Origin of the sequence: Pseudozobellia sp. WGM2 (assembly GCF_017810075.1) — a bacterium.
Taxonomy (GTDB): domain Bacteria; phylum Bacteroidota; class Bacteroidia; order Flavobacteriales; family Flavobacteriaceae; genus JADNYK01.
This window is the reverse complement of record NZ_JADNYK010000005.1, coordinates 303,918-320,387: the sequence shown is the minus strand read 5'-3', so window position 1 is coordinate 320,387 and position 16,470 is coordinate 303,918. Positions and strand designations below refer to the sequence as shown.

Annotated in this window: 18 protein-coding genes; 7 read left to right on the top strand and 11 right to left on the bottom strand. The window is 38.3% G+C overall.

Annotation, left to right across the window (positions count from 1 at the left end):
- The first annotated feature begins 5 nt into the window (after positions 1-5).
- Both IV512_RS14045 and IV512_RS14040 read left to right on the top strand, forming a co-directional pair.
- Positions 6-1,244 (top strand): ammonium transporter, encoded by a 1,239-nt coding sequence (locus IV512_RS14045; protein WP_209404433.1) that lies wholly within the window; start codon positions 6-8, stop codon positions 1,242-1,244.
- Positions 1,245-1,404: 160 nt separating this feature from the next.
- Positions 1,405-2,484 carry a porin gene (locus IV512_RS14040; RefSeq protein ID WP_209404431.1) on the top strand — a complete coding sequence of 360 codons (1,080 nt, stop codon included), beginning with the start codon at positions 1,405-1,407 and terminating at the stop codon, positions 2,482-2,484.
- Positions 2,485-2,560: 76 nt separating this feature from the next.
- Here the strand turns inward: IV512_RS14040 and IV512_RS14035 are convergent, their stop codons facing one another.
- Entirely contained in the window at positions 2,561-3,205 is a 645-nt protein-coding gene (locus tag IV512_RS14035) for a DUF1684 domain-containing protein (RefSeq protein WP_209404429.1), read from the bottom strand.
- Positions 3,206-3,428: 223 nt separating this feature from the next.
- On the opposite strand from IV512_RS14035, the gene IV512_RS14030 reads away from it, so the two are divergent.
- Positions 3,429-4,628, top strand: a complete 1,200-nt coding sequence (locus tag IV512_RS14030) for an MFS transporter (RefSeq protein ID WP_209404427.1) — start codon at positions 3,429-3,431, stop codon at positions 4,626-4,628.
- Between the two features lie 18 nt (positions 4,629-4,646).
- Here the strand turns inward: IV512_RS14030 and IV512_RS14025 are convergent, their stop codons facing one another.
- Genes IV512_RS14025 through IV512_RS14015 form a run of 3 tightly spaced genes read right to left on the bottom strand, consistent with a single transcriptional unit; the run spans position 4,647 to position 7,419 of the window.
- Positions 4,647-6,059, bottom strand: a complete 1,413-nt coding sequence (locus IV512_RS14025; protein WP_209404425.1) for an alpha/beta hydrolase — start codon at positions 6,057-6,059, stop codon at positions 4,647-4,649.
- Between the two features lie 35 nt (positions 6,060-6,094).
- The gene (locus IV512_RS14020; RefSeq protein ID WP_209404423.1) at positions 6,095-6,919 is read right to left on the bottom strand and encodes a mechanosensitive ion channel family protein; all 825 of its coding nucleotides are present in this window, start codon (positions 6,917-6,919) and stop codon (positions 6,095-6,097) included.
- Between the two features lie 29 nt (positions 6,920-6,948).
- Positions 6,949-7,419 carry an Lrp/AsnC family transcriptional regulator gene (locus IV512_RS14015; protein ID WP_209404421.1) on the bottom strand — a complete coding sequence of 157 codons (471 nt, stop codon included), beginning with the start codon at positions 7,417-7,419 and terminating at the stop codon, positions 6,949-6,951.
- A 115-nt stretch (positions 7,420-7,534) separates the two neighbouring features.
- On the opposite strand from IV512_RS14015, the gene IV512_RS14010 reads away from it, so the two are divergent.
- The 3 genes from IV512_RS14010 (at position 7,535) to IV512_RS14000 (ending at position 9,694) form a co-directional block, all read left to right on the top strand.
- A complete protein-coding gene (locus IV512_RS14010; RefSeq protein ID WP_209404419.1) occupies positions 7,535-7,936 on the top strand; it encodes a hypothetical protein in 402 nt (133 codons plus the stop codon).
- A gap of 99 nt (positions 7,937-8,035) precedes the next feature.
- A complete protein-coding gene (gene purU / locus IV512_RS14005; protein ID WP_209404417.1) occupies positions 8,036-8,887 on the top strand; it encodes a formyltetrahydrofolate deformylase in 852 nt (283 codons plus the stop codon).
- A gap of 99 nt (positions 8,888-8,986) precedes the next feature.
- Entirely contained in the window at positions 8,987-9,694 is a 708-nt protein-coding gene (locus tag IV512_RS14000) for a DUF4197 domain-containing protein (RefSeq protein ID WP_209404415.1), read from the top strand.
- 201 nt (positions 9,695-9,895) lie between these two features.
- On the opposite strand, the gene IV512_RS13995 is transcribed toward IV512_RS14000, so the two are convergent.
- A complete protein-coding gene (locus IV512_RS13995; protein WP_209404413.1) occupies positions 9,896-10,681 on the bottom strand; it encodes an alpha/beta fold hydrolase in 786 nt (261 codons plus the stop codon).
- Positions 10,682-11,048: 367 nt separating this feature from the next.
- Here IV512_RS13995 and IV512_RS13990 point away from each other — a divergent pair, with 367 nt between their 5' ends.
- Positions 11,049-11,246: a hypothetical protein gene (locus tag IV512_RS13990; protein ID WP_100869297.1), complete on the top strand. Its 198-nt coding sequence runs from the start codon at positions 11,049-11,051 to the stop codon at positions 11,244-11,246.
- A 3-nt stretch (positions 11,247-11,249) separates the two neighbouring features.
- Here IV512_RS13990 and pyrF read toward each other — a convergent pair whose 3' ends face one another.
- The 6 genes from pyrF to IV512_RS13960 form a co-directional block, all read right to left on the bottom strand.
- Positions 11,250-12,071, bottom strand: a complete 822-nt coding sequence (gene pyrF / locus IV512_RS13985) for an orotidine-5'-phosphate decarboxylase (RefSeq protein ID WP_209404411.1) — start codon at positions 12,069-12,071, stop codon at positions 11,250-11,252.
- A 41-nt stretch (positions 12,072-12,112) separates the two neighbouring features.
- Positions 12,113-13,189, bottom strand: coding sequence for a peptide chain release factor 1 (gene prfA, locus IV512_RS13980; RefSeq protein WP_209404409.1), 1,077 nt, complete (start codon positions 13,187-13,189; stop codon positions 12,113-12,115).
- Between the two features lie 131 nt (positions 13,190-13,320).
- Positions 13,321-14,250 carry an FAD:protein FMN transferase gene (locus IV512_RS13975; protein ID WP_209404407.1) on the bottom strand — a complete coding sequence of 310 codons (930 nt, stop codon included), beginning with the start codon at positions 14,248-14,250 and terminating at the stop codon, positions 13,321-13,323.
- A gap of 62 nt (positions 14,251-14,312) precedes the next feature.
- Positions 14,313-14,747, bottom strand: a complete 435-nt coding sequence (locus IV512_RS13970) for a thioredoxin family protein (protein ID WP_209404405.1) — start codon at positions 14,745-14,747, stop codon at positions 14,313-14,315.
- Between the two features lie 29 nt (positions 14,748-14,776).
- Positions 14,777-15,223, bottom strand: a complete 447-nt coding sequence (locus IV512_RS13965) for a ubiquinol-cytochrome c reductase iron-sulfur subunit (protein ID WP_209404403.1) — start codon at positions 15,221-15,223, stop codon at positions 14,777-14,779.
- Between the two features lie 55 nt (positions 15,224-15,278).
- Positions 15,279-16,460 (bottom strand): AIR synthase related protein, encoded by a 1,182-nt coding sequence (locus IV512_RS13960; protein WP_209404401.1) that lies wholly within the window; start codon positions 16,458-16,460, stop codon positions 15,279-15,281.
- Positions 16,461-16,470 lie beyond the last annotated feature (10 nt).

The following is a 16,470-nucleotide window of genomic DNA, read 5'->3' as shown; positions in this document are numbered from 1 at the left end:
AAGAAATGGACGCAGGATTATTTACAGCAAACAACGTATGGATGATGTTGGCTACCGCTTTGGTATTCTTCATGCATACCGGTTTCGCCTTTTTGGAAATTGGCTTGACCAGACAAAAAAATACAATCAACATTCTTTTTAAAAACATATTTATAATCACCGTAGGTCTTCTTTTATACTACGCATGGGGTTTTAATATGATGTACCCGGGCTTTGAAGAAGGTTCTTCGGGAATTTTCAAATTCAGTTTAGATAGCTTCGGCATAAGTGCCCCAGAAGGCGGTATGACCCCTGATTACGCAGATGGCGGTTACACTTGGTGGACAGACTTCTTGTTTCAAGGAATGTTTGCCGCAACTGCCGCAACAATTGTTTCAGGTGCCGTTGCAGAACGAATCAAGATCGGTGCTTTCATGATTTTTACCGTAGTTTACGTTGGCCTTGTCTACCCTATAGTAGGTGCTTGGAAATGGGGTGGTGGATTCTTGGATTCTTGGGGATTCTACGATTTCGCAGGTTCAACCTTAGTTCACTCCGTTGGAGGATGGGCCGCATTGGTTGCCGTTTACTTATTAGGTTCTAGAATTGGAAAATTCGATGAAAGCGGAAAACCAAAAGCGATTCCTGGGCATAGCATACCGATGGCAACAGCAGGTGTTTTAATCCTATGGTTAGGCTGGTTTGGCTTTAACGGCGGATCAGTTCTTTCAGCTGACCCAGAATTAACTTCTTTAGTTTTAGTAACAACTAGTTTGGCCGCAGCCGCAGGTGGAATAGGCGCCTTTCTTCTTTCGACCATAATGTACAAAAACCTTGACCTTACCATGTTCTTAAACGGTATTCTAGGTGGCTTGGTAGGTATTACCGCCGGTGCAGATTTAATGTCACCTAACGAAGCAGTGGTAATTGGGTTCTTGGCAGGTTTGATTATCGTACTTGGGGTAGCTCTTATTGACAAATTAAAGCTTGACGATCCCGTTGGTGCCGTTACAGTTCACTTGATCTGTGGTATCTGGGGAACTCTTGCCGTAGGTCTCTTCGGCGATAAAGCTGGCGCTGGTCAGTTCATGACACAATTGTACGGTGTATTGATCGTAGGTGTATTCTGCGTCGTGTGTTCTTTTATAATACTTGGTGCTCTTAAAGCTATAATGGGCTTAAGAGTTACAAAAGAAGAAGAAATCGAAGGTCTTGACATTCACGAGCACGGTATGGATGCATACCCTGATTTCATTAATGACTAACAAAGGGAATACCCCCTAACTCAAATTATACAAAAACGGAGCGTTTGGCAGAACGCTCCGTTTAATAACCCTTTTAACCAAAAGACCTACAATATTATTAAGAATCGGGTCTCTCAATTAAATCATCCCTACTGGGAAACTAACAATTAAAAAATTTCAAATGAAAGCGATTATAAATACAAAGTACTTAAAAAATATATTTTTATTGACTCTACTTTTTTCATCGGCTGCAATATTTGCTCAAGAAGAGGAAGAAGAAGGTTCTAAGTTTTCTTTCAGTGGCTCTATTGATGCCTACTATAGAGCAAATTTGAATGGTGATAATAGTTTTGACGATAGTACTGGTTTACCAGTTACAGCTCCTGGCTCATCTTTCGCCAACCTTCCAGGTTTTGCGCTAGGTATGGCCAACGTTATTGGAGCGTATGAAGGTGAGAAAGTTGGTTTTGTAGCCGATTTGGTTTTTGGCCCAAGAGGTACTGATGCCATCTTTGCATCTCCAATGTATTCCGCTACCGGAAACATCGTAAACCAATTATATGCGTATTGGAATGTTTCCGATGCCGTAACCCTTACCTTTGGTAACTTCAATACATTCTTAGGGTATGAGGTAATTTCTCCTGTAGCAAATTTCAACTACAGTACTTCTTATCTTTTCTCTTACGGACCATTCTCGCACACAGGTTTAAAAGCTGACTTTGCACTATCTGATGACTTTAGTTTAATGTTGGCTGTAATGAACCCAACAGATTTGACAGAATTCAACCCGACCGGTCAATATGCATGGGGTGCTCAATTAGGCTATAGCGGGCAGTACTTGAACCTTTTGATAGACAACGGTTCTTACGAAGTAGATTTCACTGGTGGTTTTGACCTTTCAGATACTTTCTTTCTTGGTTTGAACGCCGCATATTTTGATGGTGATGAAGAAGATGGTGTTGGTAGTTTTGCCGGTGTTGCCGTTTATCCTCAGTTAGCTACTTCTGACAATTTCAGTATCGGACTTAGAGGTGAGTATTTTGCTGAGACAGATTTCTTCGGTGCAGTCGGTGGTAGTGATGCCGATGGTGATGCTAGCGTATTTGCCGTAACCCTAACAGGTAGCGCTACTATTGGAGATTTAATGATTAAGCCAGAATTAAGATTGGATAGTGCTTCAGAAGAAGTATTTATAGATTCTGACGGAATGCCAATGGGAGGTCTTACTTCTTTTGTATTGGCAGCCATCTATTCGTTCTAAACGATTTATATTGATTGAGTGTTTATAGTTTTAAGTTGTATTCAAGCCCTATCTGTGACGGATAGGGCTTTTACATTTAATTAGGCTCGAATGCCTTGACTCCCGCAACTACCTTGGTATTTAGCGTATTGACGCTGGGCACAATAGGGCATGAAAATTTTTTATTATAGGCGCAATATGGATTATATGCGGTATTAAAATCAATTGTAATCGAATCTCCAACAGGAATGGTCAGGTCAATGTACCTACCACCCGTATAGGTACTTTCTCCATTGGTGTCATCGGTAAAAGGCAAAAAAAGATAATCTCTATATTTTTCTTGCTGCATCAACTCTTCATTTTGGTAGATTTCAAGCTGTCTTTCCTCTCCATTTAAGGTAAAATAGGCGATTCCATATACCACTTCTTTCGACTTTCTATCGGTAGTCGTCGGCATCAAAAACGGAAGCGCCTCAGGTGTACGCACAAATTTTGCTTTGATTACGTACGATGTATCGGGCGGAAAGAAATCAAGTGTCTCAAAATTTTTTCGATATCGGTCCGGTAAAGGTGAAGTTTCAGGATCTTTAAACTCTTCGTTCAACTCTTTCTGAAAATCAAAAATGTCTTTTAGAGCATCAGAACTGGACTGAACCACCTTTTCTTGAGCGACATCGTGATATTTCTTTTCCGGTTTACAAGCTAGAACCAACAGCAACACTATAAATATCATTTTCTTCATAAAAACTTATTAGTTGAACATCAAAAATACAACATATCCGATTTTTGTTTAGTTTTGATTATACACAACGACGAGATATGTCAATGCTTTCGATTAATACTAATGTCAAAACCTATACCCAGAACAGGGTCAGGCGTAGCTATTTTTAAATCTTAAAGCATTTTAATATACACAAAGCCTGGCCTAATCGCCAGGCTTTTTTTATTTACCCAACCTTTAAAGCATGAAAAAACTTTACCTGAATTATCTGGCATCTTTTAGCGGACTTTCGAAAGAAGTCTGGTGGCTAGCGCTGATTACGCTTATAAATAGAGCAGGTACAATGGTCATACCTTTTCTATCGCTTTATTTGACCCAGAACTTAAGTTTTACTTTAGAAAATGTGGGAAGTATTATGACCTGCTTTGGTCTTGGTTCATTAGTCGGTGCTTGGTTGGGTGGTAAACTTACCGATTTATATGGGTACTATAAGGTTATGCTCATTAGTCTATTTCTAACCGGAGTTTTATTCATAACTATTCAATTTCTACGTGACTTTTGGCATATATGCTTTGGTATCTTTATCCTTATGGTCGCAGCCGATGCTTTTAGACCGGCCGCTTTTGTTGCACTCAGCGCATATAGTAAGCCAGAAAATAAAACAAGATCGGTTAGCTTGGTTCGTTTGGCTATAAATCTAGGTTTTAGCGCTGGGCCCGCACTTGGGGGCATTCTTATTGCCTCTGTGGGATACGAAGGTCTTTTTTGGGCCGATGGAGGCACTTGTATTATTGCCAGTATATTATTGCTATTGATTTTAAATCCGAAGCGAGCTAAAGTATCTGATGATATTATTATAAAATCATCTCGTTCAGCTTATACTGATTTTCATTATTTGATTTTTATAGTAAGTATGATTTTGTTCAGTTTTGCATTTGTTCAATACTTTTCGACAATCCCCATATTTTACAAAGAAATACATGCACTTGACGAGTTCAAAATTGGGTTGCTTTTAGCCCTGAACGGCTTCACCATATTTGCTTTTGAGATGCCGCTTATCAAGTATATGGAAAACAAACCTTGGTCAAAATTAACACACGTTCTTGTGGGGTTGATTTTGGTCGGATTGAGCTTTTTAGTATTGAACATTTTTAATTGGACCGGCATTCTGCTCATCGGTATGCTCTTAATGACCATTGGCGAGATGATTGCGTTTCCGTTCTCCAACGCCTTTGCCATGGATAGAGCAAAAAAAGGAAATCAAGGAGAATATATGGCCCTTTATACAATAGCCTTTTCTATTTCGCACGTATTCGCCCATAATTCAGGAATGAAATCAATAGCTGAATTCGGCTTCGAAATTACATGGTACGGCATTACCCTAATATGTTTAATGGGCATTCTACTTCTAGCTTATTTAAAAAATGAAATGCAAAAAACGTAACGGGAATTTAGGTGAAGTTTACTCGGGCACCACATCGTATCGGGCATCTTTTAGATACTGCTCAATTATTTCATTGTATTCGGGCATGATTCTAAGTAAAGCAGTATTTTCCAATGAGTACAAGGCATCCCTATCGGTAAAACCCTGCTTCAGCAACTCTTCAAGATAGAAGAGTGCCGCCCCATAATCATCGAGCTTTGCACTGAAAGATATAACTTCTAGATATGCTGCATAATCTCTAGGAGAAATCACGGTCTTCAGCATATATAGGAAGTTTAGCGCTTCATAATCGATGGGTGTTTGATCACGAACAAAATATATGTTATCGTTTATCAAAGCATGAATGTAACTCTCTAAACGATTACCCATCTGTTGCATTAATGGATCACTATTGTTCTTATACTTTTCTAGTTCATCAATTTGGTATTTCCACCAACCTAAATTGTTGTAGTTATAGGTTAGAACGTCTTCCTCTAAGTAATATGAATAATCATCTCTAACAAATTGTTCCTTTAAAAAATTATTATTTTGAATACGTTTTTGATTTTTGAACAATCTACTCTTTCTTAAAATCTTTCTATTTTCTTTAATAGAATCGGTATCCTTAAACGGTCGGTAAACCTCAAGCATTTCATCTAATAGGTTATTCGCCAGTATAGGTTGCTTATCGGTATAAAATTGGTTGACCTGAACTAGGTCTTCTTGGTAATTCGTATTGATTAAGATGGTGTCAATAGCTATGTCGCCCTTAGCCATCGAAGCCATTGTAAAAATATCTAGAGCTTGTGAAAAGTACCTTTTTGGCGGCCATTCATGCTTACCATCAAAAAGTAAAAGTTGATTTGGAAATTTCAACCTATTCAAGGTAGATTCTATCGAAAGTAAGTTGGCATATCTATGGTCTGAATTACCTATAACCCCCACAAAATGATATGGGCTTTTGCTTGAAAGCACCTCTGTATTGGCTATGGATGCGCCAAAAGCGACCACACCTTTGACCCCCTTTATAAAAGTTGGCACTAAAGTAGAAAATCCGCCTCCGCTAGAAAAGCCCCCTACGTAGATTCGCTCTTTATGAATTGGTAAAATTGAAACCACCGTATTGATCACTCTACTGGTCGCGAGAATATTTTTAGACATGGCAACCGTATCTGAAATATGATTCGGGCTTGCTAAAAGATAGCCTTTCTCATCTGCAGCTTGCTTGAACATACTCATAGCCTGCTTACCCTTACCCTCTAAATCAAAGACGAATACAATAGGCCAAGCGCGGCCGTTCTCAAAAGTAGTAGGAAGATAAAGTGAAAACGTTTCTGCTACGGAATCTCTAACAGAGAGGGAATCTATTATTACACCTTTTTTTAAAGTTATCTGCTGTGCAGCGCATGCCGTCACAAAACTTAAGGCGAGAACGGTAAAAAGTTGTTTCATATAATTTAATTCATCAAAAATCTAGCCAATTTAAACTACTCCCCTATTTTACCAATTTCAACACCTTCAGAATATGCTACTTCGACCCCATATTTATTGAAAGCATTTTTTATAGCCTTGTGAGTTTCGAAAGTAACATCCCAAAAGTTGTCAGGTTTAACATAAGGCCGCACTGTCAACTGCACATTATGGGAATCAAAATTAAGTATACCAACTTCCGGTTTTGGATCTTCTAAAATGTTGTCAACCTCGCTCAATGCCTCAAATAAGATTTCTCTAACCTTCGGAAAGCTTTCCTCATAGGGCATGGTAACATCCAACTCTAACCTAATCATACCTTTTTCGGTAAAATTGGTGACTACAGAATCGGTTATCATTGAGTTCGGTATTATTAGAATCTTATTTCCTGGGGTAAGCACATCGGTACTGAAAATACCGATTTCAACCACTCGACCAAATCGATCTTGTACATCTATCCAATCCCCAACCTTAAATGGTTTTAGCGTCAATATCAGAATTCCAGAAGCAAAATTTCCTAAGCTACCCTGCAAAGCCATACCTACGGCAAAAGCAGCTGCCGCAAGTATTGCAAAAAGCCCGGTAAGGTCTGCTCCTAAAACGGTTGCGATTGCGAAAAGCACGGCCCCCTTAAGAATTACGCCCACCGTTGAAGCCAAGAAAGGTGTCAAGGTTTCGGAAAAGCCTGTGCGCTCCAAGCCTTTCTTTAATAACTCTACAAGTTTTTGAACTACTTTGAAACCAATATAAAATATCAAAAGGGCAAGAAATATGCGCGGCAAATAGAACACTACCTTGTCGATTGCAATCTGGGCATACTCATTTATTTTATTCCAATCCATTGAATAAATTTACTAATTAGAATTATGTTCTAAATAGTCGAACCTTGTGAATTTTTACTTATAGGTGCATTTGAAACCACATTAGAGAGTATAATATGTGTTCTGGTCTCCCCATACTGAATCAACTTATCTATGAATTTCTCTAAATGAAATTGGTCATGCAATACTACCTCCATAACAATATTTTCATTTCCTGTAATTCTATAGCAATTAACCACTTCTTTAAATGTTTTAACGATTTCTAGAAATGGTTTCAATTTACCCATGAAAGCCCGTAAAGTTATTATCGCCTTGAGTTGGTGCCCGGTTAGAACATGTGAAACTTTTGTTCTGTACCCCTCAATAATACCTAGGTCTTCCATCTTTTTTACCCGTTCCGCTACCGCAGGGGGCGTAAGCCCCACTTCACGACCAATATTTGCGAAACTTTGTCGAGCATTATCTTGCAGGCATTTGAGTATTTTCCAGTTCAATTCATCGATATTTACTTTCGAAACCATTTTAAATTAATAATTAATATTCAAAAGTGAATATAACAATTTGCTATTGATTATAAAGATAAATTTGAAATTAGCGTGGTAATTTTATAGTTATCAATTGCTATGATAAGAAAAAATGTCTTACGATAACCTAAGCGCACTACCCGTGTATAAAAAAGCCCTTGAGCTCTGCAAAATCAGCAGAGAGATAGCTTCTTATGTTACATTCAATAAAGATTTATTAAAACTCTACCAGTCAAATAGTCTACGTGATAGCATAGCTGATTCTTTAGTGACAGATACTATTCTCATACCTAAAAAGATAGCCCTGGCCGAAACCAGTGGTAAATATTCTGAAAGGCTTAAAAGCGCGGCATACATTAATGTGATGATCAGAAATATCATTTCTTACTGCAATGGCCTTGAAAATGACGGTGTCAAAGAAAAAGAATATTTGAATCTTTTGCGCCAAGAAATCAAAAGTTTTAGAAAGTCTTTTAAAACATGGCGCACTTCTTTTAGAGATGGCTCTCTTTAAAACTAACATTTCAACCTCGCTATATCATATAATCATCATCTAATATTGATTTTGTTGCCGATAAAGTCATAATTTTAGGGTTTTCAAAAATAGATTCGATTGAAAACTACCATACTCATAAATTGCTCCGACCAGACCGGAATCATCAATGCCGTAACAGGATACATTCACAAAAATCAAGGCAACGTAGTTTACCTTGACCAACATGTAGACAAAGAAGCCAACGTATTTTTTATGCGTTTGGAAAGCGATTTCGAAAACGAAGGCTTTGATATAGATGAGTTCAACAAAGGGTTTCAAAAAGAACTGGCCGACAAATACAGAATGAGTTGGAGCATTCATCAGGCCGTTCCAAAACCCAAAATGGCCTTGTTTGTTTCTAAATACAATCACTGCCTCTATGATTTGCTCAGTAGGTTTCATTCCGGTGAGTTGGATGTTGAGATACCGTTCATCATCAGCAACCACAACGACTTACAACCTATAGCCGAGCAATTCGATATACCCTTTCATCATATTCCGGTAAGTAAAGAAACCAAGGGAAGCGCCGAAAATGCACAATTAATTTTACTGAAAGAAAAGGAAATAGACTTTATTGTTCTTGCGCGTTACATGCAAATCGTGAGCCCCAAGATAATTGACAACTACCCTAATAAAATAATCAACATTCACCATTCGTTTTTACCTGCTTTTGCTGGAGCCAAACCTTATCATGCCGCATTCAAAAGAGGGGTTAAAATTATTGGCGCTACGAGTCATTACGTCACCGAAGAGCTTGATGCAGGCCCTATTATCGAGCAAGATGTAACTGCAGTTTCCCATTCTCATAGTATTAAAGATTTTATTGCCAAGGGCAGAGACCTTGAGAAAATCGTTTTGGCCCGGGCGGTAAATCTTCACGTGCGACGAAAGACTATGGTATATAATAACAAAACCGTAATTTTTTCTTAAAAGAAATTTCTACTACAAGATTTGAGTAAAGTATCCGTTTTCTTTGTAGCAAGAAGACAGGGAGAGCTTCGCTGTTTAAATAACTTTAAGTAAAAATCAATGTTAAAGAAAATTGCACTTTGTTTCGTTGTATTTCAGCTTATTTCCTGTAATGAACTACAACAAGTAGTCAATCAACTACCACAGGGCGAAACGGGAATCGGAACTGCTCAAATAGCACAGGGGCTAAGAGAAGCGCTAGATAAAGGTATAGACAAACAAGTAAGCAAACTTACCCAAGAGGACGGATTTCTGAAGAACGAACTGGTGAAAATTGCCCTACCTGAAGAGTTGCAAAAGGTAGACAAGACCCTCAGGGATATTGGCTTAGGTAACTTGGCCGATGAAGGAGTCAAAATATTGAATCGTGCAGCAGAAGATGCAGTGGGCGAGGCGACACCCATCTTTGTAAATGCGGTAAAGGGAATCACTTTTGATGATGCCAAGAGCATTTTACTAGGCAATGACAATGCTGCCACCCAATACCTTACCTCTGCCACTAAAACTGAGCTTTACGGTAAATTCAGCCCGGTAATCAAAAACTCTTTTGAGAAGGTTGGCGCAGATAAGATATGGAGCAATCTTATAAATAAGTATAACAGTATTCCATTAACGAAAAAGGTAAATCCTGATTTGACCGATTACGTTACGCAAGAGGCTTTGAACGGTGTTTACACCATGATTGCCATTGAAGAAAAAGAAATTAGAACTAATGTATCTGCACGGTCATCAGATTTATTGAAGAAGGTTTTTCGATTACAAGATTGAACCAAGAATTAGTTTATAATTTGAACAATAACTTGATTTGTAGCACGTTCAAATAATAGGTTATTACAGTAGTATAAAAAATATTTCGAGTTTGTAAATTTTTGAGTTAGTTAGTTTAAGGAACCGGTGGGAGCACCGGTTTTTTTTTATTTTCAAACTAGTTTTGAATTAGATTGTTGCCGTATCACGAAGGTATTCCGTTTAAGCTCTGAAATCGGAAATATATGAAATCACAAAATCATTAAAAAACTTGGGCTGTTCAACGTTCACCACGTGACCACAGTTCTCGATGGTCAAAAGACTGGCGGTAGTTTGCTTATTTACCATTTTCTTGACCGACGGTAGAAAGAGATAATCTTCACCCCCCATGACATAGAGCGTAGGTATTTGTATATCCGTCCCCCTAAACAAACGCAACAGCGTACTGATCTGGGATCCCATTTTATACCAACGAATAAACTCTTTTTGATACAAACGTTTCGCTTCACGAACAAATAGCAAGCGCGATTCTTTGTGGTTACTATCAGGCATAATAGCAAATGTGAATAGCCTGTACAACCAAATATAGGGTACAAACGATTTGAACATATTACCGAACACCATTAGTAATCGAAATCGCATATCCAAACGAATAATAGCCCCACCCATAACCATACTAACTACTCTTTCAGGATAGCTTTCCGCTATATTCCGAACAAGAACAGTACCCAGAGAAATACCAATAAAATGAGATTTTTTAATTTGAAGATGGTTTATAACCTCTATGATATCTTCGGTCACATAATCGAAGGTATATTTATCGTTAAAGGCATCTTTTAGACCGGGTTTAGAACTACCATGCCCTCTCAAATCAAGCAATAAAACATTAAAGTGATTTCTGAACTCACGAACTTGTTTGTACCAAATGGAAGAGCTACCTCCTGCGCCATGCACAAAGGTGACCCAAACGGACGATTTCCGGTGCGGATATGTAATGTAATTAAGCAAAGTGTTCTCTCGATATTTCCGATTAGGAAACTTTGCAATGTATTAAAACTTTTGATTCAAAAGAGGTTAGAGCTGATAAAAATTTCACTTTCAATATTAAATCAAAAGTTTTGAAAGAGTTTCTGTCTTAGTGGGTTGTCATCTGTTTTCAAAACCCTTTTTTTTTGCCAAAAACCTCTCAATTTCATTTTGAATATAGATTTTAACAAAGAGAAATTATTAACACTATCTTAATATGATTCATAAGTAAACTAGCATTCAATTGTTAAATAAACATCAATTGAACCGAAATTTATCCCAATATGACGAATAACAAAATCCAAATGCAGATTTGCTGCGTATATTTGGGAGAATCATACTATTAATCATGGAAAATCAATATTGTAAAGTAGGCCAAGTCACCCCGATAGCAGCAAACAGAAATGCTATCAACGTGTTAGAGCATCAGTACCAAATCTTCTTAGAAAAAGCTAGCAATTTGGAATATACAGATGCGAAACTTGTAGAATTTTTTGAGCAGAAAGCACAGAAAATAAAAAAGGTATTGGAAAATATGATGAAGTAAAGATTACTTCATCTTTTCTAATATTACCGCCATTTGATTTTGCATCTTCTCGGCCTCTTTTGTTGCGGCTTCTGCAAAATCTTTTTCCTTTGAAGCATAAATAATTCCCCTTGAAGAATTGATCAGCAATCCCACTTGGCTGTTAATTCCGTAGCGGCATACCTCTTCTAGATTGCCCCCTTGAGCCCCAACACCCGGTACCAATAGAAAATTATCTGGCACAATTTGTCTAATTTCTTGTAAGAACTCAGCCTTGGTAGCACCGACCACATACATTAAATTTTCAGAATTCTTATACTCTTTTGATGTCTCGAGAACCTGTTTATAAAGCTCATGACCATTAACTTTAAGTGTCTGAAAATCAAAAGCTCCCTTATTTGAGGTCAGCGCCAAAAGAATAGTATGTTTGCCTTCAAAGTCTAAGAATGGTTCAACCGAATCTCTTCCCATATAAGGTGCGATTGTTAACGAATCGAAATTCAAAGTCTCAAAAAATGCCTTTGCATATCGCGTTGAAGTATTACCGATATCACCTCGCTTAGCATCGGCTATGGTAAATATCTCAGGATAATTTGCATTTAGATAGGCTATTGTCTTTTCTAAAGATTTCCAGCCGTTGATTCCGTAAGCTTCATAAAAAGCTATATTGGGCTTATAAGCTACGCATAAGTGATGGGTAGCATCAATAATCGCTTTGTTAAAAGAAAAAAGAGGGTCTTCTTCTTCTAAAAGAAAAGCAGGTATTTTTTCGAGATCAGTATCTAAACCGATGCAGAGAAAAGATTGTTTTTTATGTATTTGGTCAACTAGTTGCTGAGTGGTCACTATGGTTGCTTAAATGTTATACTATGAAGAGATATTTATACCTAAAAAGTTTCAGAAGCCTCTCGAAGTTTTTCAGTATTCTCTACTAGGCTTAGCTCATCGATAATTTTCTGTACATCGCCATCGATGATATTTTGAAGGTCGTACAATGTAAGACCTATTCTATGGTCGGTAACCCGACCCTGAGGATAGTTATAAGTTCTAATTTTTGCAGAACGATCGCCACTGCTTACCTGTGAATTTCTCTTGGCCGCATCTTCTTCCTGTTTTTTGGCAAGCTCTAAATCGTACAATCTTGAACGCAATACCCTAAAGGCTTTTTCTTTGTTCTTATGCTGCGACTTCTGATCTTGACATTGAGCCACCAAACCAGTCGGAACGTGCGTTAGTCGTACTGCGGAATAGGTAGTGTTCACTGATTGACCACCAGGGCCAGATGAGCAGAAGTAATCTATGCGAACATCTTTCGGGTCAATTTGAACATCAAAATCTTCAGCCTCAGGTAGCACCATAACCGTAGCCGCACTGGTATGAACTCTACCTTGGGTCTCCGTCTGAGGCACACGCTGTACTCGGTGCACACCGGCCTCAAATTTAAGCGTACCATAAACGTCTTTTCCAGTTACCTCGAACTGTATTTCTTTATAACCACCACTGGTACCTTCACTCAAATCGATAACATTGGTTTTCCAACCTTTAGACTCACAATATTTGGTGTACATTCTAAACAGATCGCCCGCAAAAATACTGGCCTCATCTCCACCGGTGCCTGCCCTGATTTCAACTACCACATCTTTGGCATCTTCCGGGTCTTTAGGTATCAGCATAAACTTGATTTCCTCCTCTAAAAGAGGCAAACGCCCCTTGGCCTCATCCATTTGCATTTTGGCCATTTCGACCATCTCTGGATCACTGCCGTCGCCTATGATTTCTTCGGCCTCACTGATATTATCGGTCAACTGCATATATTCATCACGTTTAACTACGAGATCTTTTAAATCTGAATACTCTTTCGTTAGCTCAACATAACGCTTTTGATCGGATATTATATCCGGTTGTATAATAAGATCTGACACCTCATCAAAACGTTGCTTAACAATATTTAATTTATCAATCATATACTTACCCTCAGTTGAACTGCGAATTTACGATAAATTTACACATCTGTAAGTATGTAATATTTGAATCAATGAGTATCGATTTGGATATAAAAATTATGGGTACAAGCAGAAAAAATTTTTGGCAAAAACTAAGGATTTTCTTCTAAGGGAACACCGCTACTCTTGTGAACTTTATTGTCATTGTCTACAAGAACCACTTCTATACCACCAAGTTGATTGATCAAATCTAGACCCTCATCTTTACCTAAAATGAATACGGCAGTTGCCAAAGCATCACAAGTCTCGGCACTTTTAGCGAAAATCGAGACACTATTCACCCCAGTGGTCGGGTAGCCTGTTCTGGGGTCGATGATATGCGAGTATTTTACCCCATCAAGAATGATATGTTTTTCATAATTACCAGAGGTAGCAACGGAAGATTCCACTATTTTCAACCAAGAAAAAATTCGCTCTTTACTCAACGGATTTGCTATACCGATCAACCACTTTTCGCCATTAGACTTAGTTCCCCAAGTTGTGAGGTCTCCTGCAGCATTTATAATACCACCAACTACTTGTTTAGAAATCAATAATTCTTTGGCCTTGTCGGCAGCATATCCTTTACCGATTGCACCAAAAGAAATTTTCATCCCCTTTTTAGCCAGAAAAACACTTTGATCATTCTCATTTAAGACAATATTTCTATAACCTACTTTTGAAATTGAGTTCTCAATTTCAGTTACATTGGGCATAACCTTCATCGACCCATCGAACTTCCAAATACCGTCTAATGAAGCATATGAAATATCAAAGGCGCCATCGGTCAATTCTGAAATCTGTTTTGAACGTTCAATCAAACTGAACAATTCTGAACTGACGACTACAGGTTTTACACCCGCATTTTTGTTTATAAGAGAAGTTTCTGAGTCGGGATCCCAAGCAGATATCAGCTTTTCTATCCGCTTTATTTCTGCGGTAGCCTCATCAATATTGATATAACCAATATCTTCGCTATTTGCGACCACAGTAATATCAAAACGACTACCCATAAGTTCTAATGCCTTATGTACGGTAACCATTTGATCATCTTGAGACCAACAGCTACAACTGACAAAAACAATTAATATGACCAACAAAGACCTCACTTTATAAAAGCATTTAATTTAGATAAATATTCTTTAGGGGAACTATTTGCATAACCGGTTTTACCTAAAACCTCTTCTTTGGCATCGAGTACAATTACTAGGGGAAAATAACCTTTTGGATTATATTTCTCGGCTAACTTTTCATTCTGAACTTGTAACTCAGCAGATAGTCTATTTGCTTTTTTTCTAGGAAAATCAGCTTTGTAAAGCACGTAACTCGCCTTTGCGTAAGTTTTAAACTCTTCAGACTGCCATATTTTTTGGTCAAGCTTGATACATGGTGCACACCAATCGGAACCCGAAAACACCAATATCAAAGGTTTGTTTTGCGCTTTCGATTTTGCAATGGCATCACTATAAGTCTCCTCCCAATTTTGGGAAAAAACGGAAGTGCAGATCAACAAGGTAAAAACTAAAAGAGAATTTCTCATGACTTCAGTTATAGTCAAAACCGTGCCATTTATTCAAATACGCGTAAAATGCTCTCGGAAAGTTCTATATTAAATACCTTTAACGGCCGTGCAGGGCTACCATCTACCTGGTTGATAGGCGAGCCGTCTAGCTCAAATTGCGAACCGTGAACATCACAATAAAAAATGCCACCGTTCTGCGAAACAAATCGTACCTCATCGTAGCCTTGATGACTACAGACCTGACTTGCGGCGACATATTCACCATCTAAATTTTTTGCTACAACCACATCGTTCTTCAAGACATAACCTCCTTCGTTCATCAAACTGGCATTCGCAGAATCGTTTAAGTCTAAAGTAAAGTCGACTCCTGTGGGCACTTCTTTATCACCGCCTTCATCTGTGGTTTCATCTTTTGAGCATCCGTGAAGACAGGGGAAAGAAACCGCAAACGCCGCAGCCGCCCCCATACTTTTCAAAAACTGTTTTCTTTCCATAGCAATACAGATTGGTTATGTTATAAAAACGCAGTATTTGAAGTAATCGTATGTACTAATAAGCGAAGGTGCCGTACTCGCTTTTAATGGTCAAAGATTTACCCTCACCCGATTCAACCCTACCTATTATTTTGGCATCAACTTTAAAGCTTTTTGAAATTCGGATTAAATCTTCTGCTGTACGTTCATCGGTATAAATCTCTAATCGATGTCCGCAATTAAAGACTTGGTACATTTCTTTCCAATCTGTATTAGACTGCTTTTGAATCATATTGAACAAGGGGGGCACTTCAAAAAGATTGTCTTTAATGACGTGCAAGCCATCACCTATAAAATGAAGTATTTTGGTCTGTGCACCTCCACTACAATGAACCATACCATAGATTTCTTTAGAGGAATATCTTTCTAGAATTTTCTTGACTATCGGAGCATAAGTTCTGGTAGGAGAAAGTACCAGTTTACCTGCATCTATAACGACATCTTCAATGGCATCTGTCAATTTAACTGTACCAGAATACACCAAATCATCAGGCACTGAGGCATCAAAACTTTCAGGATATTTTTCTGCAAGATATTTTGAAAAAACATCGTGTCTCGCGGAAGTAAGTCCGTTACTACCCATGCCACCATTATATTCAGTTTCATAACTCGCCTGGCCATATGAGGCAAAACCAACAATCACATTTCCTGAACGAATATTCGCATTATCGATAACCTCACTTTTCTTCATTCGCGCTGTCACCGTCGAGTCGACAATTATAGTACGTACCAAGTCACCTACATCGGCAGTTTCACCACCCGTAGAATGAATTTTAATACCATGTTTCGACAAATCGTCAATTAGTTCTTCGGTACCATTGATAATAGCCGAAATAACCTCTCCAGGAATCAAATTTTTATTTCGCCCAATGGTCGATGAAAGCATAATATGATCGGTAGCCCCTACACATATTAAATCGTCGATATTCATTATTAAGGCATCTTGCGCGATACCTTTCCAGACAGAAAGGTCGCCGGTCTCTTTCCAGTACATATACGCTAATGAAGACTTGGTACCGGCCCCATCGGCATGCATGACCAAACAATAATCTGGATCGTTCGCCAAATAGTCGGGCACTATTTTACAAAAGGCTTTGGGAAAAAGGCCTTTATCAATATTTTTAATGGCATTATGAACATCTTCTTTAGAAGCGGAAACGCCTCTCTTGCTGTATCTCTCGCTGGTTGACGAACTCATGTTTCTTAAT